At 71.7% G+C, this 22,322-nt stretch carries 20 protein-coding genes and 2 pseudogenes; 8 read left to right on the plus strand and 14 right to left on the minus strand.

Annotated elements, in window-relative coordinates:
* Positions 1 to 3: 3 nt before the first annotated feature.
* From ACWCHM_RS19650 to ACWCHM_RS19660, 3 genes are all read left to right on the plus strand, one after another.
* Positions 4 to 1,212, plus strand: a complete 1,209-nt coding sequence (locus tag ACWCHM_RS19650; RefSeq protein ID WP_204957002.1) for a DUF349 domain-containing protein — start codon at positions 4 to 6, stop codon at positions 1,210 to 1,212.
* A gap of 440 nt (positions 1,213 to 1,652) precedes the next feature.
* The gene (locus ACWCHM_RS19655; RefSeq protein WP_454219302.1) at positions 1,653 to 3,317 is read left to right on the plus strand and encodes a cellulase family glycosylhydrolase; all 1,665 of its coding nucleotides are present in this window, start codon (positions 1,653 to 1,655) and stop codon (positions 3,315 to 3,317) included.
* A gap of 305 nt (positions 3,318 to 3,622) precedes the next feature.
* Entirely contained in the window at positions 3,623 to 4,999 is a 1,377-nt protein-coding gene (locus ACWCHM_RS19660; RefSeq protein WP_454219303.1) for a pectate lyase family protein, read from the plus strand.
* Between the two features lie 46 nt (positions 5,000 to 5,045).
* Here ACWCHM_RS19660 and miaB read toward each other — a convergent pair whose 3' ends face one another.
* Complete coding sequence (gene miaB, locus ACWCHM_RS19665) at positions 5,046 to 6,560, minus strand: tRNA (N6-isopentenyl adenosine(37)-C2)-methylthiotransferase MiaB (protein WP_454219304.1); 1,515 nt, start codon at positions 6,558 to 6,560, stop codon at positions 5,046 to 5,048.
* Between the two features lie 67 nt (positions 6,561 to 6,627).
* On the opposite strand from miaB, the gene ACWCHM_RS19670 reads away from it, so the two are divergent.
* Positions 6,628 to 6,855: a DUF2277 family protein gene (locus tag ACWCHM_RS19670; protein WP_421489053.1), complete on the plus strand. Its 228-nt coding sequence runs from the start codon at positions 6,628 to 6,630 to the stop codon at positions 6,853 to 6,855.
* 130 nt (positions 6,856 to 6,985) lie between these two features.
* Here ACWCHM_RS19670 and ACWCHM_RS19675 read toward each other — a convergent pair whose 3' ends face one another.
* Together ACWCHM_RS19675 and selD are read right to left on the minus strand one after the other, a co-directional pair.
* Entirely contained in the window at positions 6,986 to 7,465 is a 480-nt protein-coding gene (locus tag ACWCHM_RS19675) for a hypothetical protein (RefSeq protein ID WP_067314369.1), read from the minus strand.
* A 304-nt stretch (positions 7,466 to 7,769) separates the two neighbouring features.
* Positions 7,770 to 8,759 carry a selenide, water dikinase SelD gene (selD, locus tag ACWCHM_RS19680; protein ID WP_454219306.1) on the minus strand — a complete coding sequence of 330 codons (990 nt, stop codon included), beginning with the start codon at positions 8,757 to 8,759 and terminating at the stop codon, positions 7,770 to 7,772.
* Positions 8,760 to 8,956: 197 nt separating this feature from the next.
* On the opposite strand from selD, the gene ACWCHM_RS19685 reads away from it, so the two are divergent.
* Genes ACWCHM_RS19685 through ACWCHM_RS19700 form a run of 4 tightly spaced genes read left to right on the plus strand, consistent with a single transcriptional unit; the run spans position 8,957 to position 12,360 of the window.
* Positions 8,957 to 9,712 carry an amino acid ABC transporter ATP-binding protein gene (locus tag ACWCHM_RS19685; RefSeq protein ID WP_281899615.1) on the plus strand — a complete coding sequence of 252 codons (756 nt, stop codon included), beginning with the start codon at positions 8,957 to 8,959 and terminating at the stop codon, positions 9,710 to 9,712.
* Positions 9,713 to 9,769: 57 nt separating this feature from the next.
* Positions 9,770 to 10,648, plus strand: a complete 879-nt coding sequence (locus ACWCHM_RS19690; RefSeq protein ID WP_281899617.1) for a glutamate ABC transporter substrate-binding protein — start codon at positions 9,770 to 9,772, stop codon at positions 10,646 to 10,648.
* A gap of 39 nt (positions 10,649 to 10,687) precedes the next feature.
* Entirely contained in the window at positions 10,688 to 11,395 is a 708-nt protein-coding gene (locus ACWCHM_RS19695) for an amino acid ABC transporter permease (RefSeq protein WP_204956995.1), read from the plus strand.
* The gene (locus ACWCHM_RS19700) at positions 11,392 to 12,360 is read left to right on the plus strand and encodes an amino acid ABC transporter permease (protein ID WP_281899619.1); all 969 of its coding nucleotides are present in this window, start codon (positions 11,392 to 11,394) and stop codon (positions 12,358 to 12,360) included. The genes ACWCHM_RS19695 and ACWCHM_RS19700 overlap by 4 nt, the downstream gene beginning before the upstream one ends.
* A gap of 59 nt (positions 12,361 to 12,419) precedes the next feature.
* Here ACWCHM_RS19700 and rny read toward each other — a convergent pair whose 3' ends face one another.
* The 11 genes and pseudogenes from rny to ACWCHM_RS19755 all read right to left on the minus strand — a co-directional run bounded on the left by rny (position 12,420) and on the right by ACWCHM_RS19755 (position 22,186).
* Positions 12,420 to 14,186, minus strand: coding sequence for a ribonuclease Y (gene rny, locus ACWCHM_RS19705; protein ID WP_204956993.1), 1,767 nt, complete (start codon positions 14,184 to 14,186; stop codon positions 12,420 to 12,422).
* A 544-nt stretch (positions 14,187 to 14,730) separates the two neighbouring features.
* The gene (locus ACWCHM_RS19710; RefSeq protein WP_454219308.1) at positions 14,731 to 15,435 is read right to left on the minus strand and encodes a 3-keto-5-aminohexanoate cleavage protein; all 705 of its coding nucleotides are present in this window, start codon (positions 15,433 to 15,435) and stop codon (positions 14,731 to 14,733) included.
* 2 nt (positions 15,436 to 15,437) lie between these two features.
* Positions 15,438 to 16,115: a regulatory protein RecX gene (locus tag ACWCHM_RS19715; RefSeq protein WP_454219310.1), complete on the minus strand. Its 678-nt coding sequence runs from the start codon at positions 16,113 to 16,115 to the stop codon at positions 15,438 to 15,440.
* A gap of 14 nt (positions 16,116 to 16,129) precedes the next feature.
* Complete coding sequence (locus tag ACWCHM_RS19720; protein WP_372445910.1) at positions 16,130 to 16,630, minus strand: hypothetical protein; 501 nt, start codon at positions 16,628 to 16,630, stop codon at positions 16,130 to 16,132.
* A 171-nt stretch (positions 16,631 to 16,801) separates the two neighbouring features.
* Positions 16,802 to 17,356: pseudogene (locus ACWCHM_RS19725) on the minus strand (LAGLIDADG endonuclease); the annotation flags it as partial.
* Between the two features lie 60 nt (positions 17,357 to 17,416).
* Positions 17,417 to 18,268 (minus strand): annotated as a pseudogene (gene recA, locus ACWCHM_RS19730) (recombinase RecA); the annotation flags it as partial.
* Between the two features lie 184 nt (positions 18,269 to 18,452).
* Entirely contained in the window at positions 18,453 to 18,653 is a 201-nt protein-coding gene (locus tag ACWCHM_RS19735) for a DUF3046 domain-containing protein (protein WP_204923937.1), read from the minus strand.
* Between the two features lie 4 nt (positions 18,654 to 18,657).
* On the minus strand, positions 18,658 to 19,971 hold the full coding sequence (locus ACWCHM_RS19740; protein WP_454219311.1) for an MFS transporter: 1,314 nt from the start codon (positions 19,969 to 19,971) through the stop codon (positions 18,658 to 18,660).
* Between the two features lie 142 nt (positions 19,972 to 20,113).
* Positions 20,114 to 20,638: a hypothetical protein gene (locus ACWCHM_RS19745; RefSeq protein WP_454219312.1), complete on the minus strand. Its 525-nt coding sequence runs from the start codon at positions 20,636 to 20,638 to the stop codon at positions 20,114 to 20,116.
* Positions 20,610 to 21,368 carry a UdgX family uracil-DNA binding protein gene (locus ACWCHM_RS19750; protein ID WP_454219313.1) on the minus strand — a complete coding sequence of 253 codons (759 nt, stop codon included), beginning with the start codon at positions 21,366 to 21,368 and terminating at the stop codon, positions 20,610 to 20,612. Before ACWCHM_RS19750 ends, ACWCHM_RS19745 begins: the two co-directional genes overlap by 29 nt.
* A gap of 80 nt (positions 21,369 to 21,448) precedes the next feature.
* Positions 21,449 to 22,186 (minus strand): GntR family transcriptional regulator, encoded by a 738-nt coding sequence (locus tag ACWCHM_RS19755; RefSeq protein WP_454219314.1) that lies wholly within the window; start codon positions 22,184 to 22,186, stop codon positions 21,449 to 21,451.
* Positions 22,187 to 22,322: the final 136 nt, after the last annotated feature.

A 22,322-nucleotide genomic window follows, 5' to 3' on the forward strand; every position in this document is an offset into this window, starting at 1 on the left:
CACATGAGCGACTGGACTGCCTTCGGACGGGTGGACGCGGACGGCACCGTGTACGTGAAGACCAGCGAGGGCGAGCGGGTGGTCGGTTCCTGGCAGGCGGGCGCGCCCGAGGAGGGCCTGGCCCACTTCGCCCGCCGCTTCGCCGACCTGGTCACCGAGGTGGACCTCACCGAGGCCCGGCTCAACTCGGGCGCCGCCGACGCGGGAGGTTCGCTGAGCACCGTGCGGCGGATCCGCGCCTCGCTGGCCGAGGCCCACGTCGTGGGGGACATCGACGCCCTCGCCGCGCGCCTGGACAAGCTGGCCGTGCTCGCCGAGGAGAAGGCCGGCGAGGCCCGTGCCGCCCGGGAGGCCGCCCGGGGTGAGGCGCTCGCCCGTAAGACCGCCCTGGTCGAGGAGGCCGAGAAGCTGGCCGCCGAGTCGACCGGCTGGAAGACCGCCGGCGACCGGCTCAAGGAGATCCTCGACGAGTGGAAGACCATCCGGGGGATCGACAAGAAGGCCGACGGTGAGCTGTGGAAGCGGTTCGCCGCCGCCCGGGACGGCTTCACCAGGCGTCGGGGTGCCCACTTCGCCTCCCTCGACCAGCAGCGCAAGCAGGCGCACACGGTCAAGGAGGAGCTGGTCGCCGAGGCCGAGAAGCTCTCCGACTCCACCGACTGGGCGGCCACCGCCAACCAGCTCAAGGAGCTGATGAACCAGTGGAAGGCCGCCCCGCGCGCCTCCAAGGAGTCGGAGCAGAAGCTCTGGGAACGGTTCCGCGCCGCCCAGGACGCCTTCTTCAGCCGGCGCAGTGAGGTCTTCTCGGCCCGGGACAACGAGCAGCGGGCCAACCTGGAGCGCAAGCAGGCGCTGCTAGCCGAGGCCGAGGCGCTCGACGTCGACGGCGACCCGAAGGGCGCCCAGGCGAAGCTGCGCGACATCCAGGCCCAGTGGCACGAGGCGGGCCGGGTGCCCCGGGAGGCCGCCGCCGGCCTGGAGCGGCGGCTACGGGCCATCGACGACAAGGTCCGCGAGGTGATGGACTCGGCCTGGCGGCGGACCACCAAGGAGGACAACCCGCTGCTCGCCCAGATGCGGGCGCAGGTCGCCGAGGCCGAGGAGCGGCTCGCCCGCGCCCAGGCCGCCGGGGACGCCCGCCGGGTCAAGGAGGCCGAGCAGGCGCTCGCCTCCAAGCGGCAGTTCCTCCAGCTCGCCGAACAGGCCGGCTGACCCCGGCCGGCCGTCCGCGCCGGTTTGATCGGACACACCCGAGCCCCCGGTCCCTGGTGAAGGGACCGGGGGCTCGCGCGTGTCCGCGCTGGTCGCCGAGCGGACCACCCGGGCGGGGAGCATCCCGGGCACGTCGGCGACCAGCCGGAACCACCCATCCGGCGGGGCCGCCGCGACCTGCGGTTGACGCATCGAGACCGGCTGATCAGAATGAGCGGCAGAGCCAGGTCGATCCCACCGGCGCGAGGGCACCGACGACGGACACCGTCGTCGGGAGTCGCCGGTGCACCGCAGCGAGTGGCCGTGTCCACGTGACCCGGCGCGTCGCGCACTGTCCGCGTATCCCGAAACGAGCGGGACGGACGGCGGCGGCCGGCGTTTCCCCCGGTTTTCCGCCCCGCGTCGCCGTCGCGACGCCGGGCATCCGAAGTGGAGCCCGCATGTACCGACCCCGCACTCTCGGCGCCGCGCTCACCGCGCTCGCCACCGCTGCGGCCGGCGTGTTCGTCGCCGCCGCCGTCAGCACCACCCCGGCCGCCGCCGCCGTCGGCGGCACCGGCACCGGCTACCTGCACACCAACGGCAACAAGATCGTCGACAGCACCGGCGCGACGGTACGGCTGACCGGCATCAACTGGTTCGGCATGGAGACCGACAACCGCACGTTCCACGGCCTGTGGTCGAACAACCCGTGGCGCGGGCAGCTCGACAAGATGGCCAGCCTGGGCTACAACACGCTGCGCATCCCGTACTCGAACGACTCGGTGAAGCCGGGCGCGACCGCCACCGGGATCAACGACTTCGTCAACCCGGACCTGATCGGGCTCTCCCCGTTGCAGATCCTCGACAAGGTGATCGCCTACGCCGGCAGCAAGGGCATGCGGGTCATCCTGGACCGGCACCGGCCGACGTCGGCCGGTCAGTCGCCGCTCTGGTACACCTCCACGGTCTCCGAGGCGACCTGGCTCGCCGACTGGAAGATGCTGGCCCAGCGGTACGCCGGCAACACCACGGTGATCGGCGCGGACCTGCACAACGAGCCGCACGCCGAGGGCACCAACCCGGCCGCGACCGGCGCCTGCTGGGGCTGCGGCGACACCACCCGGGACTGGCGGCTGGCCGCCGAGCGGGCCGGCAACGCCATCCTCGGGGTGCAGCCGAACTGGCTGATCTTCGTGGAGGGGGTGAGCTGCCCCAGCGGCGGCCTGTCGAACGTCTGGGACAACGACACCAGCAACGACGAGGACTGCGGCTGGTGGGGTGGCAACCTGTCCAAGGCCGGGCAGTTCCCGGTCCGGCTGAACGTGGCGAACCGGCTGGTCTACTCGCCGCACGAGTACGCCACCAGCGTCTACGAGCAGGAGTGGTTCAAGGCGGCCGACTTCCCGGCGAACCTGCCGGCGGTCTGGGACCGCTACTGGGGTTACCTCTACAAGCAGAACATCGCCCCGATCATGATGGGCGAGTTCGGCAGCACCCTGGCCGACCCCCGGGACAAGGTGTGGCTGGAGAAGCTGATGGCCTACACCGGCACCGGCGTGAACGGGATGTCCTTCACCTACTGGTCGTGGAACCCGAACTCGGGTGACACGGGTGGCATCGCGCTGGACGACTGGACCAACATCAACACCGCCAAGCAGGCGATCCTCCAGCCGTATCTGATCGCGCCGGTGGCCGGTGGGGTCGACCCGACGGGCACCCCGACGCCGACCACCACCGGGCCGACGCCGCCGCCGACCACCACGCCTCCCCCGCCGACCACCACCCCGCCGCCGCCCACCACCACGCCCCCGCCGGCGGGTGGGTGCACCGCCACCTACAAGCAGGTCAACGCCTGGCAGGGTGGTTTCCAGGGTGAGCTGACCGTCAAGAACACCAGTTCGGCGGCGGTGAACCCGTGGTCGGTGACCTGGACCTGGCCGGCCGGGGTCACCCTGGTCAACGGCTGGAACGCCACGGTCACCCAGTCCGGCACGACGGTGACCGCCGCCGGGCCGAGCTACGCTCCGTCGCTGGCGGCGGGCGCGTCGATCACCGTGGGCTTCACCGCCAACGGTACGGCCGCCGCACCGGCCTCGGTGAAGCTGAAGGGCACCGCCTGCTGAGCCGGTCCCGTCCGCACCCTGGCGGGCCGCCTGTCGACACGTCCGTCGACCGGCGGCCCGCCGGCCGTTGCGGCACTGCCGGGAGGTGACCGGCACGCCGATTTACATCCGTCACTGTCTATGCTTTGCTCGGGAAAGCGCTTGTCCGGGCCGCGGGCGCACCACACGGGAGCCACCTCGTACCGACCTGACCCCCCGGCAGGGGCCGATCGGCGAACGCGGCGAGTCACCGGTGCCGACGGGCGCGGCGCCCACCGGCGGCTCCCCCGTCGACGGCCGCCTGTCCCACCCGAAAGGGACGCAGCATGCGCACACCTCGGCGTCGTACGACGCTGATCGCCGCCACCACCGTCGCCCTGCTCGCCACCGGCACGCTCACCGCCGTCGCCGCCCACGCCGCCCCCGGCTGCGCGGTCAGCTACACCGTCGGCGGGCAGTGGCAGGGCGGATTCACCGGCAACATCACCATCAGCAACCTCGGCGACCCGCTGTCGGGTTGGAGCCTGCGCTGGTCGTACTCGGCCGGCCAGACGGTCAGTGACGCCTGGAACGCCACCGTGACCCAGAGCGGCAGCACGGTGACCGCCACCAACGTCGGCTACAACGGGAGCGTGCCGACCGGCGGCACCGTCTCCTTCGGCTTCAACGGCACCTGGAACAACTCCAGCAACCCGACGCCGACCAGCTTCACCGTCAACGGGGTGACCTGCACCGGAAGCACCGCCCCCACCGGTGCGCCGACCACCCCGCCGTCGACCACACCCCCGCCGACGACGCCCCCGCCGACCACCCCACCGGCGACCACCCCGCCGCCCAGCGTGCCGCAGACCGGCCTGGTCGGCTGGGCCACCCAGAACGGCGGCACCACCGGCGGCGGCAACGCGGGCGCGACGACCGTCTCCACCGCCTCGGCGCTGACCAGCGCGTTGAACGCCACCGGCGCGGCGGTGATCCGGGTCTCCGGCACCATCAACTGCTCGGGCATGCTGCGGGTCCGGTCCAACAAGACGATCCTCGGCAACGTCGGGGCGACGATCGTCGGCTGCGGCTTCACCGTCAACGGCGACCGCAACGTGATCATCCGGAACCTGACGTTCCGCAACTGGAGCGACGACGCGGTCAACGTGGAGAGTTCGGCCACCAACATCTGGATCGACCACAACACGTTCAGCAACGGCTACGACGGCACCGTGGACATCAAGCGCGGCTCCGACTTCGTCACCGTCTCCTGGAACCGGGTCTACAGCCACGACAAGACGATGCTGCTCGGGCACAGCGACGACAACGGCAGCCAGGACATCGGGCACCTGCGGGTGACCTACCACCACAACTGGTACGACGGCAGCAAGCAGCGCAACCCCCGGGTCCGCTTCGGCAACCCGGTGCACGTCTACAACAACTACTACTACAACAACGCCGGCTACGGGGTGGCGTCCACGATGAGCGCCGGGGTGCTCGTCGAGGGCAACTACTTCGAGAACGTCAAGGACACCTACCACCTCGGCGAGGCCGACTCCGGGCCGGGCAGCCTGGTGGCCCGCAACAACCACTTCGTCAACTCGCCCGCCGGGCAGACCGGCGGCAGCGTCGCCGGCATCCCGTACCCGTACACCCTGGACAGCGCGAGCAGCGTGAAGTCCATCGTGACGGCGGGCGCCGGCGCGGGCCGGATCTCGGTCTGACCGCGCACCGGTCGGGGTCCGCCGGCGTGGCGGGCCCCGGCCGGGGTCAGTGCGCGGCGCAGCCGGTCGTCGGCGCGGGCGGCACGGCCGGTGCGCCGACCGTGGGCAACCCGAGCAACACCCCGGGGGTACGCGGTGCGCGGCCCGCCTCGGCGGCGTCCCCGGCCCGGGTGCGGCGGTGCGCCAGCGGCGCGCCGTCGGCGTTGAGGTGGTGCGGGGCGGCGTACGTGACGGTGGTGTGCACGATGTCGCCCGGCCGGACGGTGCCGGCCGCGCCCGGTTCACCGGGCCCACCGGTGGCGAAGTGCACCAGGCGGCCGTCGCGGGCCCGGCCGGAGAGCCGGCCGGTGCGGTCGTCCTTGCGGCCCTCGCCGACGGCGACCAGCACCTCGACGGTCTCGCCGACCAGCCGCTTGTTCTCCGCCCAGGTGATCTCCTCGACGCAGGCGATCAGCCGCTCGTAGCGTTCCTGCACGACCTGCTTGGGCAGTTGGCCGTCCATGGTCGCCGCGGGGGTGCCGGGGCGCTTGGAGTACTGGAAGGTGAACGCCGACGAGAACCGGGCCGCGCGGACCACGTCGAGGGTCCGCTCGAAGTCGGCCTCGGTCTCGCCGGGGAAGCCGACGATGATGTCGGTGGTGATCGCCGCGTCGGGCATCGCCGCGCGGACCTTCTCGATGATGCCGAGGTACCGCTCCGACCGGTACGAGCGACGCATCGCCTTCAGCACGTCGTCGGAGCCGGACTGCAACGGCATGTGCAGCGAGTGGCAGACGTTCGGGGTTTCGGCCATCGCGGCGATCACGTCGTCGGTGAAGTCCTTCGGGTGCGGGCTGGTGAACCGGACCCGTTCCAACCCGTCGATCTCGCCTGTCGCGCGCAGCAGCTTGCCGAAGGCGTACCGGTCGCCGAACTCGACGCCGTAGGAGTTGACGTTCTGCCCGAGCAGGGTCACCTCCAGCACCCCCTCGGCGACCAGCGCGCGCACCTCGGCGAGGACGTCACCCGGGCGGCGGTCCTTCTCCTTGCCGCGCAGTGAGGGCACGATGCAGAACGTGCAGGTGTTGTTGCAGCCCACCGAGATCGACACCCAGCCGGCGTACGTCGACTCGCGCCGGGTCGGCAGGGTGGACGGGAAGACGTCGAGGGATTCGAGGATCTCCACCTCGGCGGCGGTGTTGTGCCGGGCCCGTTCCAGCAGCACCGGCAGCGAGCCGATGTTGTGGGTGCCGAACACCACGTCCACCCAGGGGGCCTTGCGGACGATGTCGCCGCGGTCCTTCTGGGCCAGGCAACCGCCGACGGCGATCTGCATCCCCGGGTGCCTGTCCTTCACGGGGCGCAGGTGACCGAGGTTGCCGTAGAGCCGGTTGTCGGCGTTCTCCCGGACGGCGCAGGTGTTGAACACCACCACGTCCGGGTTGTCGTCGGCCTCGGCGAGCCGCACGTAACCTGCCTGTTCCAGCAGGCCGGAGATGCGCTCGGAGTCGTGCACGTTCATCTGGCAGCCGTACGTGCGCACCTGGTAGGTGCGCGGGCTGCCCGCGGCTGCGGTAGTCATGACGTGCACAGCGTATCCGGGCCGACCGACCCGGGCCGACCGGGAAGACCCCGACGATGGAGGAACCATGTGCCGGAGCATCAAGACCCTGCGCGAGCCGTACGTCCCGACGGTCACCCCTGCCGACATCGAGGCGGCGGCGTTGCAGTACGTGCGGAAGGTTTCCGGTTTCCGGGCCCCGGCCGCGCACAACGCGGCGGCCTTCGAGGCGGCGGTGCAGGCGGTCACCGCCGCCACCGCGACCCTCCTCGACCAGTTGCAGGTCCGCAGCACCCGCCCCACCCCGGCCCCCTGACCCTCACCCCACGCTCCCCCCACGCTCCTGTCGATCATGGAGTTGTGGTGGACGCATTAGGCCGGTTTGACCTGTTCTGCGAGCGCCACAACTCCATGATCGACGGGGTGGGGTGGGGTGGGGTGGGGGGTCAGGCGGCGGCGAGGGCGGGGTTGACCGAGTCGGGGGCCCAGCGGGAGCCGCGGCACCGCGACCAGCCACGGCAGGCCGGGTGCGCCAGGGTGCAGAGCCGGCGGGCGGAGAGCAGCTCGCCGTCGTCGGTCTCGGTCACCTCGAAGTGCACCGGGCGGATCGTGCCGCCCGGCGCGACCAGCAGGTGCCGGCCGGCGTCGAGGGTGTCGTCGGTGAGCAGGCAGTCCCGGTCGAGCAACCGGGCCAGCGCGGCGATCGTGCCCAGCTCGTGCCGCGACTCCGGGACGCCGTAACAGTCGACCATGGTGCCGAACTCCCCCGGGGCCTGCCAGACGTCGCAGATCACCGCGTGCCGGGGCAGCCGGGCCGGGTCCGCCACCGCCAGCGGCATCACCACCCGGCCGAGCGCCTCGGCCAGGGCCGGGTAGACCGTCACGGGTTCGGCCCGGTCGATTCTCCAGTTCCACAGCTCGGTCATGCCGCCTCCTCGCTGCGTTAGTTCCCACCGGCCTCCGGATCGGGCCTTACTGACGATGGTGGGGGGCATTTGCCCCCAGCCGGGGGCAAGTTACCGGTCTGTGACCATTCCGGGCAAAATTTCCCGGGGTGCCATTGCTGGGAGTGGCAGGAAGATGACAGTTTATCGGGTACGGTGCCCGGCGCGGGCCAGCCCGGCGGCGCGCCGCCGCCCCGACGCCCACCGGACGCGCCAGCAGACCGGGCGCACCTCACCCGGCCGGGCACGTCACCGGGCCAGGGCGCGCGTCACCGGGCCGGGCGGGTCAGCGCACCACGACCATCGACGCGCCCCGGGGCAGCAGCTCGCCGATCACCGTGCCGCCGGGCACCTCGCCGGCCAGCAGCAGCCCGCCGGAGGTCTGCGCGTCGGCCAGCAGCAGCCGGTCGGCCTCACCCGTCGACCCGAACCCGGTCCACGGGCTGACCCAGTCCAGGTTGCGCCGGGTGCCGCCACTGACGTGCCCGTCGCGCACCGCCGCCCGGGCACCGGGCAGGTAGGGCACCCGGGCGGCGTCGATCGCCACCGTCAGGCCACTGGCACGGGCCAGCTTCGAGGCGTGCCCGAGCAGCCCGAAACCGGTCACGTCGGTGCCGCAGCGGATGCCGGCCGCGACGGCGGCGCGGGCCGCGTCCCGGTTGAGCGTGGTCATCGACGCCACCGCCTCGGCGGAGACCTCGCCGGTGGCCTTGTGCCTGGTGTTCAGCACCCCGACGCCGAGCGGCTTGGTCAGCGACAGCGGCAGCCCGGCCCGGCCGGCGTCCAGGGTGATCAGCTCGTCGGGGCGGACCAGCCCGGTCACCGCCAGCCCGTACTTGGGGCCGTCGTCGTCGACGCTGTGCCCGCCGGCCAGGTGGCAGCCGGCCTCCCGGGCCACCTCCTGACCGCCGCGCAGCACCTCCCGGGCCAGCTCCAGCGGGAGGGTGTCCCGGGGCCAGCAGAGCAGGTTGATGGCGACCAGCGGAGTGCCGCCCATGGCGTACACGTCGGACAGGGCGTTCGCGGCGGCGATCCGCCCCCAGTCGTAGGCGTCGTCGACGACCGGGGTGAAGAAGTCGGCGGTGGTGACCAATCCGGTGTGCCCGTCCAGCCGGACCACCGCGGCGTCGTCGCCGTGGTCCAGGCCGACCAGCAGCTCGGCGGTGCCGGTGGCCGGCCCGAGGCCGGCGACCATCGCCTCCAGCTCGCCCGGTGGGATCTTGCAGGCGCAGCCGCCACCACGCGCGTACTCGGTCAGGCGGACCCGGTCGGTCATCCCCCCATGATCTCCGTCACCCCGCCGCGCCGCCACCTGACGGCCCGGCGGAGTGACGGAATTCGGACGTCGGCGTACACCCGACACCGGTGTTACCTCTCCGTGACCCGTTGAGTTGCGATCCGCCACGCCGCCCCGCCTACAGTGGCCCAACCGGGGGTCGACCGACCCCGCTTTCCGGTACGACGACAGGGACGGTGGACGACGTGGCGACCGGCGAACCGCTGATCGTGCTGGACAAGGTCAACAAGTGGTTCGGCCCCCTGCACGTGCTCGACGACGTGTCACTCTCGGTGGGCAAGGGCGAGGTCGTGGTGGTGATCGGGCCGTCCGGCTCGGGCAAGTCGACGCTCTGCCGGACGATCAACCGGCTGGAGCCGATCAACGACGGGACGATCACCTTCGACGGGCAGCCACTGCCGGCCGAGGGGCGGGCGCTGGCGAAGCTGCGCAGCGAGGTCGGCATGGTCTTCCAGTCGTTCAACCTCTTCGCCCACAAGACCATCCTGGAGAACGTCACCCTCGGGCCGGTCAAGGTCCGCAAGGAGAAGCCGGCCGCCGCCCGCGAGCGCGGCCTGGCCCTGCTCGACCGGGTCGGCATCGCCAACCAGGCCGACAAGTACCCGGCCCAGCTCTCCGGCGGCCAGCAGCAGCGGGCGGCGATCGCCCGCGCGCTGGCCATGCAGCCCAAGGCGATGCTCTTCGACGAGCCGACCAGCGCGCTCGACCCGGAGATGGTCGGCGAGGTGCTCGACGTGATGACCTCGTTGGCGAGTGAGGGCATGACCATGGTGGTGGTGACCCACGAGATGGGCTTCGCCCGGCACGCCGCCAACCGGGTGATCTTCATGGCCGACGGGCAGCTCGTCGAGGACGCCCCGCCGACGGAGTTCTTCGCCAACCCGCGCAGCGAGCGGGCCCGGGACTTCCTCTCCAAGATCCTCACGCACTAGGCGTCCGTAGTGGAGCGCGCCGGTCACCGGTGCATTCCGACGAAGAAGGAGTTCAGTATGCGTATGAAGCGCGTGGCGGCAGTCGCCGCGGCGGCCACCCTGGCGCTCGGTCTGGCCGCCTGCGGTGGCGACGACGCCGACGAGGGCACCGGCGCCGGCAGCAAGTCCTTCGCCGCAGGCAGCACCATGGAGAAGCTCAACAAGGCGCAGAAGATCAAGATCGGCACCAAGTTCGACCAGCCCGGCTTCGGCCAGAAGGGCCTGTCGGGCAAGCCGGAGGGCTTCGACGTCGAGGTCGCCAAGCTCATCGTCAAGGAGCTGGGCATCCCCGAGGACAAGATCGAGTACGTCGAGACGCCGTCGAAGGTCCGTGAGGACGCCATCGTCAACGGCACCGTCGACCTGGTCGCGGCGACCTACACGATCAACGACAAGCGCAAGGAGCGGATCGCCTTCGCGGGGCCGTACTACGAGGCCGGCCAGAACATCCTGGTCAAGAAGGACGACACCACCATCACCGGGCCGGACTCCTTCAAGGACGGCACCAAGAAGGTCTGCTCGGTGACCGGGTCCACCCCGGCCGAGGAGATCAAGAAGTACATCAAGGACGTCGGCACCCAGCTGGTGCTCTTCGACACCTACCCCAAGTGCCGCGACGCCCTCAAGGGTGGTCAGGTCGACGCCGTCACCACCGACAACGTGATCCTGCTCGGCTACATCGCCGAGGACGAGGCGTCGTTCAAGCTGGCCGGGGACAACTTCACCAAGGAGCCGTACGGCATCGGGGTGAAGAAGGAGGACAACGACTTCCGCACCTTCATCAACGACACGTTGGAGAAGGCGTTCAACGACGGCAGCTGGAAGAAGGCCTGGGACGACACCGCCGGCAAGTTCGGCGCGGAGCTGGGCAGCGCGCCCACCATCAACCGCTACTGATCTGACCTCGATCTGGAGGGTGGGGAGGAACACCGACCCGTGAGTGTGCTCATCGACAAGTTCGACGTCTTCGCGGGTGGTTTCTGGCTCACCCTCCAGATCTGCGTCCTCGCCGCGATCGGCGCCCTGATCCTGGGCGCCGTCATGGCGGTGCTCCGCATCTCGCCGGTGCCGCCGCTGCGCGCCGTCGGCACCGCGTACGTGAACATCTTCCGGAACATGCCGCTGACCGTGGTGATGTTCTTCGCCGCCTTCGGCCTGCCGGCGCTCGGCTCCAACGCCGACTTCCTGCGCGTCCCCGTGCTGGACTCGCTGTTCACCCGGCTCGGCACCGACCTGCCGTACTTCCGTTTCGCGCTGCTCGCCCTGGTGCTCTACACCGCCGCGTTCGTCTGCGAGGCGCTGCGCTCCGGGGTCAACGCGGTGCCGCCGGGCCAGGCCGAGGCCGCCCGCTCGCTCGGCCTGACCTTCGGCCAGAACCTGCGGCACGTGGTGCTGCCGCAGTCCTGGAAGGCGTCGGTGGTGCCGCTCGGCTCGGTGATCATCGCGATGATCAAAAACTCGGCGCTGATCGGCTTCTTCGGCGTGGTCGGCGACCTGTCCCAGAGCGCCGACCAGCTCACCTCCGCCGAGGGCTACGCCTTCATCCCGGTCGCCATCGGCATCTCGATCGGCTACCTGATCATGACCGTGCCGCTCGGCGCACTGCTCGACCGGCTGGAGAAGCGACAGGCGGTGGCCCGATGAGTCAGCAGACCAGCGTCCTGTACGACGTCCCCGGCCCGCGCCAGCGCCGGATCACCCTGATCAGCAGCATCGTCGCCACCGTGCTGCTGGCCGTCGGCGCGTACTTCCTGATCTACCGCCCGCTGGACGACAAGGGCCAGTTCTCGATGGAGCTGTGGGGGCCGCTGGTCGACCCCTCCCACGAGAACTTCTCCCAGGTCTGGGACCGGATCGGCTTCGGGCTGAAGAACACCCTCACCGCCGCCGTGCTGGCCATCATCGCCTCACTGGTGGTCGGCACCCTGCTCGCGATGCTGCGCATCCAGCTCAAGAGCCTCACCCGGCGGCGCTTCACCGGGATGGCCACCCCGGTGGCCTACCTGCTGCGCGGGCTCAGCGTCACCCTCTCGGCGGTCACCCGGGTCTGCGTCGAGGTGTTCCGGGGCCTGCCGGTGGTGCTCACCATCTTCTTCGTGGCCCGGGGCTTCCCCGAGTTCGGCATCTCCTTCGACACGCTGTGGTACCTGGTCATCGGCCTGACCGTCTACAACTCCGTGGTCATCGCCGAGATCCTCCGGTCCGGCATGGAGGGGCTGCCGGGCGGGCAGGCCGAGGCCGCCGCCGCGATCGGCCTCTCCCCCGCCCAGACCACCCGGATGATCCTGCTCCCGCAGGCGTTCCGGATCATGCTGCCGGCGCTGATCAGCCAGCTCGTCGTGGTACTCAAGGACACCTCGCTGGGCTTCATCATCAGCTACGAGGAGACCCTCAACATCGGCAAGCAGATCATCGGCGTGCTGGACAACCCGATCCAGGTCTACGTGGTGATCGCCGCACTGTTCATCCTGGCCAACTACTCGCTGTCGAAGCTGGCCCAGTTCGTCCAGCGGCGGCTGTCCCGCGGGCGCAAGTCGGCCGGCACGCCCGCCCCGCAGGCCCCGCCCACCGCACTCGCCTCCCAGGCCGAGGGCGCGGGCGGCAACTGACCCGCACACGACAAGGGCCGGCCCGGATCTCCGGGCCGGCCCTTCCTGGTCGTACGGGGTCAGCGGGCGATCTCGGTGACCCGGGACTCGCGGACCACGGTCACCCGGATCTGCCCCGGGTAGGTCAACTCCTCCTCGATCTGCTTGGCCACGTCCCGGGCCAGGACCGCCGCGCCGATGTCGTCGACGTCGTCCGGCTTGACCATCACCCGGATCTCCCGGCCCGCCTGCATCGCGAAGACCTTCTCCACGCCGAGCTTGCCGGCCGCGATCTCCTCGATCCGCTCCAGCCGCTTGACGTACGCCTCAAGGCTCTCCCGCCGGGCCCCCGGCCGCCCACCCGAGCAGGCGTCGGAGGCCTGGGTGAGAACCGCCTCGATGGTCTGCGGCGGCACCTCGTTGTGGTGCGCCTCGATGGCGTGCACCACGTCCTCGCTCTCGCCGTACTTGCGGGCCAGGTCGGCGCCGATGATCGCGTGGCTGCCCTCCACCTCGTGGGTGAGCGCCTTGCCGATGTCGTGCAGGAACGCCGACCGCTTGATCGTCGGCACGTCCAGTCGCAGCTCGGCGGCCATGATCCCGGCGATGTGCGCGGTCTCCACCAGGTGCTTGAGCACGTTCTGCCCGTACGACGTGCGGTAGCGCAACCGGCCGAGCAGGGTGACCAGTTCGGGGTGGATCTCGGTGATGCCCACCTCCACCAGGGCGTCCTCCGCGGCCCGGTGGCACAGCTCCTCCACCTCCTGCCGGGCCAGGTCGTGCACCTCCTCGATCCGGTGCGGGTGGATTCGACCGTCGAGGACCAGCTTCTCCAGGGTGAGCCGGCCGACCTCCCGGCGCACCGGGTCGAAGCACGACAGCAGCACCGCCTCCGGGGTGTCGTCGATGATCAGGTTGACCCCGGTCACCGACTCGAAGGCGCGGATGTTGCGCCCCTCCCGGCCGATGATCCGCCCCTTCATCTCGTCCCCCGGCAGGTGCAGCACGCTGACCACGCTCTCCGCGGTCTGCTCGCTGGCCACCCGCTGGATGGCGTCCACCACGATGTGCCGGGCGCGCTGTTCGGCGGTGTTGCGGGCGTCGGACTCGATGTCCCGCACCAGCAGCGCCGCCTCCCGCTTCGCCTGCGTCTCGATCGCCTCGATCAGCTCGGTGCGGGCCGAGTCGGCGGTGAGCCCGGCGACGCGTTCCAACTCCCGCCGGCGCTGCTCCTCGGCCACCGTCAGGGCCGCCTCCCGGGCGGTGACCGCCGCCTCCCGCTCGGCCAGCGCGGCGCTGGCGGCGGTGAGCTGCCGCTCCCGCTCGGCGAGCCGCTCCACCTCCTCGGTGTGCAGCCGTTCCCGCTCGTCCATCCGGGCGGCCCGGCGTTCCACCTCGGCCGCCTGCTCCCGCGTCGTCGCGGCGAGCACCGCCACCTCACGCTCACCGCTGCGCCGGGCGGCGGCCCGCAACTGCTCGGCGTCCGCCTCGGCCTGCTTGTGCGCCCGCTCCAGGACGGTGTCCGCCTCGGCGCGGGCGTCGTCGAGGACCCGGCGCGCCTCGGCACGGGCCGACTTCGCCTCCGCCTTGGCCCCGGCCGCCTCGGCCCGCGCCGCCGAGGCGGCGGACTTCGCCACGTCGATGGTGCTGTTCACCTCGTCGGCGGCGCTGCGCAACGCGGCCAGCGACTGTTCCTGCCGGTCCTTCTCCGCGATGAAGGCGGGATCCTCCGGGGCGGGGGCGGTGCCGATCCGGCGCAGCGCCCGTACGCCGACCAGGACGACGCCGACCACGACGGCGGCGAGGACCCCGACGACGATCAGGAGCACCACGTCGAAGGTGCTCATGCCGGTGTCCCGTCACCCGGGCCGGTGGGCCGCAACACCGTGCCGGCGCGACTGCGCGCGCCGTCACCTCCTGGGGACCCCCGGTCCCTGTGCCGACCAGCCATGGTCGCGCCTCCCCAAACGTCTACGCCGCAGGGAAACCGTGCCGACGGCACGCCACCTCTGCGGCTCCGGACGCCCGACCGAGCGGCTGGCCGTGGGGATAGCTCTCCGTCGGCGATGCCCATGCGGCATCGCCGACAGCCGGGTGCAGTTGTCGGATCGGCTCCGGACCGGCTGTCCGGAGGGACCGTCAAGGCCGGTGGAGCTGGCCAAAGTGTTGCAGTTCCGTTACGCGATCTATGTTGTGCGCTTAGCCTGCGCTGGTCGGGCAAAGTGAGCCTGTATGGCGAGGCTAGGTCGCGGAAGGCCGTTCGGTCAAGAACTCATGATCAAACCCCCCGAACGGAGAGAGTTGACAACGTCACCGAGCGGTGATCCGAGTCCGGACACGGCGTTACAAAAAACCCAAAGGTCCGCGGTGTCGGGGCCGGACCCGGTCGGGTCAGCGGGCCCCCCGCGCGCGGGCGCAGCCCGCCAGGGCGGCATTGTCGGGGGCGGGTGACCCGTCCGGCAGGTGCAGGGTGTCCTCCAGGCCGATCCGGGTGTCCAGACCCCGGCGGACCGCCTCGAAGAACACCGGCCAGGTGGCCGGCCCCTCGCCGTGCAGCAGCACCGGAGGATCACCGGGGGTGAGGCGGGCGAGCATGTCGGCGGCGTCGGCCAGCGCCCGGTCCGGCTCGTCGGCCAGGCATTCGACCAGGACCCGACCGGTCGGCACCCGCCAGGCGCGCCAGGCGCGGACCGCGTCCACCGTCCACAGGCCGGCCTCGACCAGCACGCCTCGTTCGTGCAGGGCCGCCGCGACCGCCTCGGCACCGTCCTCGTGGGCGTTGACCGAGGCGAAGTCGGGCAGCACCGACCAGGCGCGGACGGCGGCGACCCGGTCGGCCGGATCAGGTGCGATCCACGCGCCGGTACTCACTCCCACCGGCAGCCCCGGCCGGGCGGCGCGGATCGCGGTCACCGCCCCGGCGATCACCGACGGGGACAGCGACTCGGCACCGTCGGCGTCGCGGGGATGGACGTGCACCGCCGCCACCCCCAGCTCGGCACAGCGCACCGCGTCGGCGGCCAGCTCGGCCGCGGTCAGCGGCACGGCGGGGTGCTCGTCGCGCCGCCGGGCACCGTTGAGGGACGCCTTCCACACGGTCAGCCCCGCTCGCCCTCGGCGTCGGCCAGCGCGTCGGCGTCGATCTGCTCGGCGAACTCGGCCGCCTCGGCGCTCTGCGCGGCCAGGGCGTCCTTCACCGCCCGGATCGCCACCCCGGGCGGGTAGCCCTTGCGGGCGAGCATGCCGACCAGCCGGCGGAACACCGCGTCGGGCTCACCCCGGGCGGTCCGCAGCTTCCGGTCGACCAGGGCGCGGGCGGTCTGCGCCTCGGTCTCCTCGTCCAGCTCGCCCAGCGCCTCGCTGGCCACCTCGCCGTCCACGCCCCGCTGGCGCAGTTCGTTGGCCAGCGCCCGGCGGGCCAGCCCGCGACCGTTGTGCCGGCTGGAGACCCAGGCGCGGGCGAAGGCGGCGTCGTCGATGATGCCGACCTCGTCGTAACGGTCGAGCACCTGGGCGGACACCTCGTCGGAGATGCCCTTCTTGGCCAGCGCCCCGGCCAGCTCGGCCCGGGTACGCGGGCGCACCGCGAGCTGCCGCAGGCAGATCTCCCGGGCCATCTCGCCCTCGTCCCGGGGCGTCGGCTCACCAGAGGTCGGCTCGGTCTCGTCCGACGACCCCCGGCGACCTCGCCGGGGGCGGGGCGTCGTGTCATCGGCACCCGCACGGGGTGGGGAGGCGTCCCAGCCCCGCCCCGTGCGGGCGCGTCGTCCTGCCATCGGGGCGCGACCGGTCAGAAGTCGACAGGCGGCAGCTCAGGGCCACCGGCGGCGTCACCCGCGCCGACCCCGACCCCGAGCTTCTCCAGGATCTTCTTCTCGATCTCGGCGGCCACGTCCGGGTTCTCCTTCATGAACTCCCGGGCCTTCTCCTTGCCCTGGCCGAGCTGGTCACCGTCGTAGGTGTACCAGGCACCCGACTTGCGGATGATCGCCTGCTCCACGCCGACGTCGATCAGCGAGCCCTCGCGGGAGATGCCCTTGCCGTACATGATGTCGAACTCGGCCTGCTTGAACGGCGCGGCGACCTTGTTCTTGACGACCTTGACCCGGGTGCGGTTGCCGACCACGTCGGTGCCGTCCTTGAGGCTCTCGATGCGGCGCACGTCGAGCCGGACCGAGGCGTAGAACTTCAGCGCCCGACCACCGGTGGTCGTCTCGGGGCTGTTGTGCACCATGACCCCGTCGACGAAGTAGTTGTGGTTGCCCTCCACCTCGATGTCGAACCGGTTCATCGAGCGGGTCCTGGGCTTGACGTGCACGTCGATGATCCGGGCCGGCACCGGGGTGAGTTCCGCCGAGGCGAACTGCGGCTCGACCGCGCACTGCCCCTGGAACCGGGGAAGCAGCTTCGAGTGCATCGCCGCCGGCACGTACGGCGCGACCAGTTCCTGGAACCGGGCGGACGACGCCGTCGTGAAGATGATCGACGCCGTTCCCCGGGCACCCCGGGAAACCAGCTTCACCTCCATGCCGTACGCGTCGCGCAGATGCTCCACCAGCCGCTCACGGCTGCCTTCCGCCATCGCCTCGACGCAGATCTCGATCCGGCCGGAGCCACCGGCGGTGCGCTCCTGCACGCCCTTGGAGCGGACCGTGAAGCACCCGTCGTCCATATACCACACGGCGAGGGCGAGCGGCGTGAGGGCCTTGAGGTAGTCCCAGCTGAGGTGCTTCCTGCCGTCGCCCAGATAGACCGCACGACGCAACTCGTCCAGCTCGGGCAGGGGCGTGAAGTCGGCAAACGCGGCACCGCGCTCGTCGGTGCGGCGGGAGTGGGTGATGTTGCCGAGCAGGGACACCTTCCAGTCGAGGTAGTCGACCTGCGCAGCGCCGTGCCCGAGGCGGAAACGGACACCGGAGCGGTCCGCCCGGTTGGGCGAGAGGGCACCGTCACCCATCAGCGAACCGAGCACGACCTGCCACTGCTGCTCACTGAGCTGACGCGGCTCGGCCAGCATGACCCGGTCACCGGCGATCAGCTCGCCGGCCTCCCGCCAACCGCCGGGCGTGCGGATCAGGTGGTTGGCGGTGGCGGCGAACTGTGCACGGCCGTTGCCGCCCGACTTGGCCACGGTGAACTGGAGGAACTGCTCGGCGGGGCCGTTGTTGAACCAGTTGGTGATCCGCTTCGGCTCCACCCGGTCGGTTTCCGGGTTGTAGGAGAGAACCTCGACGTCCATCCGCTGATTGACGATCTTGCCGATCTTCTCCTGCGTGCCGTCGGCCAGGGTCACCCTGGTCGAGTACGACATACAGCCGAACATGACACCGATCTTCTCGCGGAGCTGGTTGATGAAGATCGCCGTGGTGCCGGTGTTGTTGAGCACGCCGGTGATCTTCCGCAGCGCCTGGCTCATCAGACGGGCCTGGAGGCCGACGTGGCTGTCGCCCATCTCGCCCTCGATCTCGGCACGCGGCACCAGGGCCGCCACCGAGTCGATCACGATGATGTCGATCGCGCCGGAGCGGACCAGCATGTCGGTGATCTCCAGCGCCTGCTCGCCGGTGTCCGGCTGGGAGACCAGCAGGGCGTCGGTGTCGACACCGAGCGCCTTGGCGTAGTCGGGGTCGAGCGCGTGCTCGGCGTCGACGAAGGCGGCGATGCCGCCGGCCCGCTGGGCGTTGGCCACCGCGTGCAGGGCGACCGTGGTCTTACCGCTGGACTCGGGACCGTAGATCTCGACGACCCGGCCCCGGGGCAGGCCACCCACGCCGAGCGCCACGTCGAGCGCGATGGAACCGGTCGGGATGACCGAGGTCTGGACGACCGGGCGCTCGCCCAGCCGCATCACCGACCCCTTGCCGAACTGCTTGTCGATCTGAGCGAGAGCAAGGTCGAGTGCCTTCTCCCGGTCGGGCCCTGCGGCCATGTTTGCCACTCCTGCCTTCGCCGGCGTCTTTCCTGAGCTTCGCGTCACGCGGACACGCTAGGCGCTGGGTCCGACAGAAAACCAGCCGACGGGCCGCGAGCTGTGGACGAGCACCCCGCTGTGGACAATAGCCGAACAGGTGTACGAGCCGGCAAGCGACACGCGGACGGGGTCCGACGGCAGCTCAACGTAGTCGCGCGGGCACCCGGTCGGGGTACGCGGCGACCACCGCCCGCCACACCACGTGGGTCTGCTCGCCGGCCGCGAGGGCCTGCTCGATTGTCCGCCCGTCGAGTTGGGAGAGCACCTGGTCGCTGGCGATGCTGGTCGCGTAGCCCGACCCGAACGCCTCGTCCAGCCGGGTCCAGAAGTCGGTCAGCCGCACGTGATCACTCCTCCTCGTCGGGTGCCGTCGGTGGCACCCGCCGCAACGCTAGCGCCACCAGCGGCACCACCGCGATCGCCGCCAGCAGGGTCAGGGTCGGATAGCCCGCCACCCGCATGACAAACCCGCTGGCCGCCGCCGCGCCCGCCCCGGCCAACCCCATCGTCAGGTCGGAGAGCCCCTGCACGCTGGGGCGCACCCGGGCCGGCACCGCCTCGGACAGCAGCGTCGAGCCGGCCACCATGGTCGCCGACCAGCCCAGCCCGAGCAGGGCCAGGCCGACCGACAGGCGCGGCGTGTGGTGCCCGGCGGTGCCGGCGACCGCGCACGCCGAAAGCAGCGTGCCGACGCCGGTGAGGATCACCGCGCGCCGGCCCCACCGGTCGGTGAGCCAACCCACCACCGGTGAGAACGCGTACATGCCGGCTATGTGCACGCTCAGCACGATGCCGACGACCCGCAGCACGTCCGCGTCGGAGTGCGACTCGCCGAGGCGTACCGGGGTCATCGCCATCACCGCGACCATCACCAGGTGGCCGACCGCGACGGCGGCGATGCCCAGCCGGGCCGCCGGCCGGCCGCGCACCACCCGCCAGGCCACCCGCATACCGGCCCGCCGCGCGCCCGGCGCGGTCGTCGCCGGGGTGGCGGCCCCGGGCGGCGTCCCCGCCTCGGCCGCCGCGAGCCGCCGCGCGGTGAGCAGCGGGTCGGGCCGCAGCAACAGCAGCAGTACGACCGCGGCCAGGCCGAACGCGACGGCGCTGAACGCGAACGGGCCGGCCAGCGACGGCAGCCCCCGGGACCGGGTGACCCGGTCGGCGAGCGCGGCGAAGTTGGGTGCCGCCACCGAACCGATGGTGGTGGCCCAGACGACCAGGGAGAGCTGCCGGCCCCGGCGGGCCGGCTCGGCGAGGTCCACCGCCGTGTAGCGGGCCTGGAGGTTGGCCGCCGTGCCGCCGCCGAACAGCAGCATCCCGAGGAAGAGCAGCGGCACCCCGCCGGTGACCGTGGCGAGCACCACCAGCAGCGCCCCGACCGCCCCGGTCAGGTAGGCCACCACCAGCCCCGGCCGCCGGCCGTGCCCGTTCATGATCCGGGTGACCGGTACGGCGAGCAGCGCCGCGCCGACCACCCCGCAGCTCTGCGCCAGCCCGGCCACGGCGGTGCCGGCGACCCGGGCCGCCAGCAGCGCCCCGACCGAGATCCCGATCGCCACCCCGACCCCACCGATGGTCTGGGTGGCGACGAGCAGCCGCAACGTACGCCGTTGGATCGGGGCGACGTCGGGCCGGGCGGGCACGCGCAGGTCGACGGTCATCGCAGCTCCTGGTCCGGGGAGGCCATCCTCGCGCAGCCCGCCCCCCGCCCGCACCGGGGTTCCCGGTGGGGCCGCGACCGAACGGCGTCCCGGGTGACGGCAGGGGCGGCAGTCCCCCCGGCCGGGGACGTGGTCCGGCCGGTCAGATCGGTGGGCGGGACGCCTGCGGGGTGCCGGCCAGCCGGCGGCCGAGCCGGCGAACCCGGCCGAGGGTGACCCCGGCGATCGTGAGCACGACCATCAGGACCACGAGGAACGCCACCCCGGAGGCGGTCCGGTCGACGGTCGGGGCGAGTGCCGCCAGCCCACCGAAGAGCAGGACGCCGCCCACCACCGCGATCAGCGCGCCCCGCCGGGTCGCCGGGAGGCGGTCGACCACGGCCGCCCGGTCGGGCTCGTCCACCGGCACCACGCCCCGACGCAGCGCGACCAGGCTCCGGTCCTGCGCCCGGGAGCGGGACACGGCGGCCATCAGGAACGGGAACAGCCCCCACACCACACCGGTCAACCCGGCCCGGACCAGGGCCAGCGGGATCGACCGGTCCGGGTCTTCGAAGAGCCGCAGCGGAAACCACAGCGCGGTGGCGAAGGCCGCCGCCAGGACGTACGGCCCGGGAGCACCGAGCCGGAGCAGCAGTTCACGACGTCCCGGCGTTCGTTCGGCCATACCGTCCGGTTACCCGGTCAGGACGGTCGACACTCCCCTGTGGAGCACCGGTCAGGGCGCGGGCGGCGACCGTGAGGTCGTCCACCAGCCCCCGGTAGGCGACGTCCTGGTTGTCGGCGCGCAGCACCGCCGACGGGTGGATGGTGGCGAGCACCCGGGCGGCGGGCGCGCCGGCGCGGTCCGGAGCCCGGGTGAAGTCCCCCGGATGCTCGGCGGCAGCCGGCCAGGGCAGCAGTTCGCCACGCTGCCGGGTGACCCGGAAGGTCGGGCCGAGCAGGGCCTTCGCCGCCGTCGCGCCGAGCACCACCACCAGGTGCGGGCGGAGCCGGGCGAACTCGGCGACCAGCCACGGCCGGCAGGCGACGATGTGCACCCGGTCCGGGGTCTGGTGGATGCGACGCCGGCCGCGCAACTCGTGCCGGAAGTGCTTCACCGCGTTGGTGATGTAGAGGTGGGCCGGGTCGAGGCCGGCGTCGTCGACCGCCCGGCGCAGCAGCCGGCCGGCCGGGCCGACGAAAGGCAGCCCGTGCTGGTCCTCCAGGTCGCCGGGCTGCTCGCCGACGAAGACCACCCGGGCGCTCTCGTCGCCCCGGCCGAAGACGGTCTGGGTGGCGTCCCGGTACAGCTCGCAGCCCCGGCAACCGGTGGCTGCGGCCCGCAGCTCGGCCAGTGTGCCGGCCTGCGGCGGGATGAACTGCTGGGCACCGGGTGCGTCGGTCTGCTCGGCCATGGCGACTGTTCTACCCGTTCCCGCCAGTGCACCCGCGACGGACCCACCGGGCCGGCACGTTCTCAGTCGTGTCAGGCCGCTCAGGCGAGGTCGATCAGGTAGTCGAGGCGAACCCGGTCTCCCGGGAGCACGATATCGGCGACCTCCACGACCACGTCATCCACATAGGTCTGCCGAGTAATGGCGACGACCGGTATACCGCCCGGAATCCGCAGGGTTTGTATCTCGGTCGGCAGTGGCATTCGCGCGCTCACCTGTTCACGCACGGCGGTAACGGCATGGCCCAGACTGTGCAGTTGGGAGGTGTTGCCGCCGGACCACGGCTCGTTCGCGGGATCGGCCACCGGGGTACCCGCCACCATCGACAGCAACAGGTACGAGGTGGACATCTGCTGCGGGACACCGTGGGTACGGAAGACGAATCGACGCTCCAAAAGCATCGTCCCGGGCGGCACCCCGAAGAGTCCTGCCACAGGGGCAGCCGCGGGAATATCCCTGAACTCCCTGTCCAGGGTGTACGCCGACCAGGCCACCTGCTGATCGACGGTGAAGGCCGTGCCCAGCTCACCGTTCCGTACCTGGTCAAGCTCGACTCGGTACCGCTCGGAGCCGAGCCGGCGAACGGGCACGACCGGGCGAACGTAGGTGCCCCTGCCCTTCTCTGCCACGGTCAGGCCCTCTGCGCGCAGCAGCGCCAAGGCCTCCCGCACGGTACCCCTGGCGACGGAGAACTCCGCCATGAGGGCGGATTCGCTGGGCAGCAGGGAGCCGGGTGGGATCGCGCCATCCGTGATCCGGCGGCGCAACTCGTCGGCCACGATCCGGTACCGACGCGGCTCTACGTGCGGGGTAGGCACATCCGTCAACTTACCCACCGGTTGCGACGACTCCCACCACACTCCTGTCTAGACAGGCCTAATGTGGTGACATGACGGGCACAGAAAGTGACCCGGG

It is taken from the genome of Micromonospora sp. SCSIO 07396, from assembly GCF_053667945.1.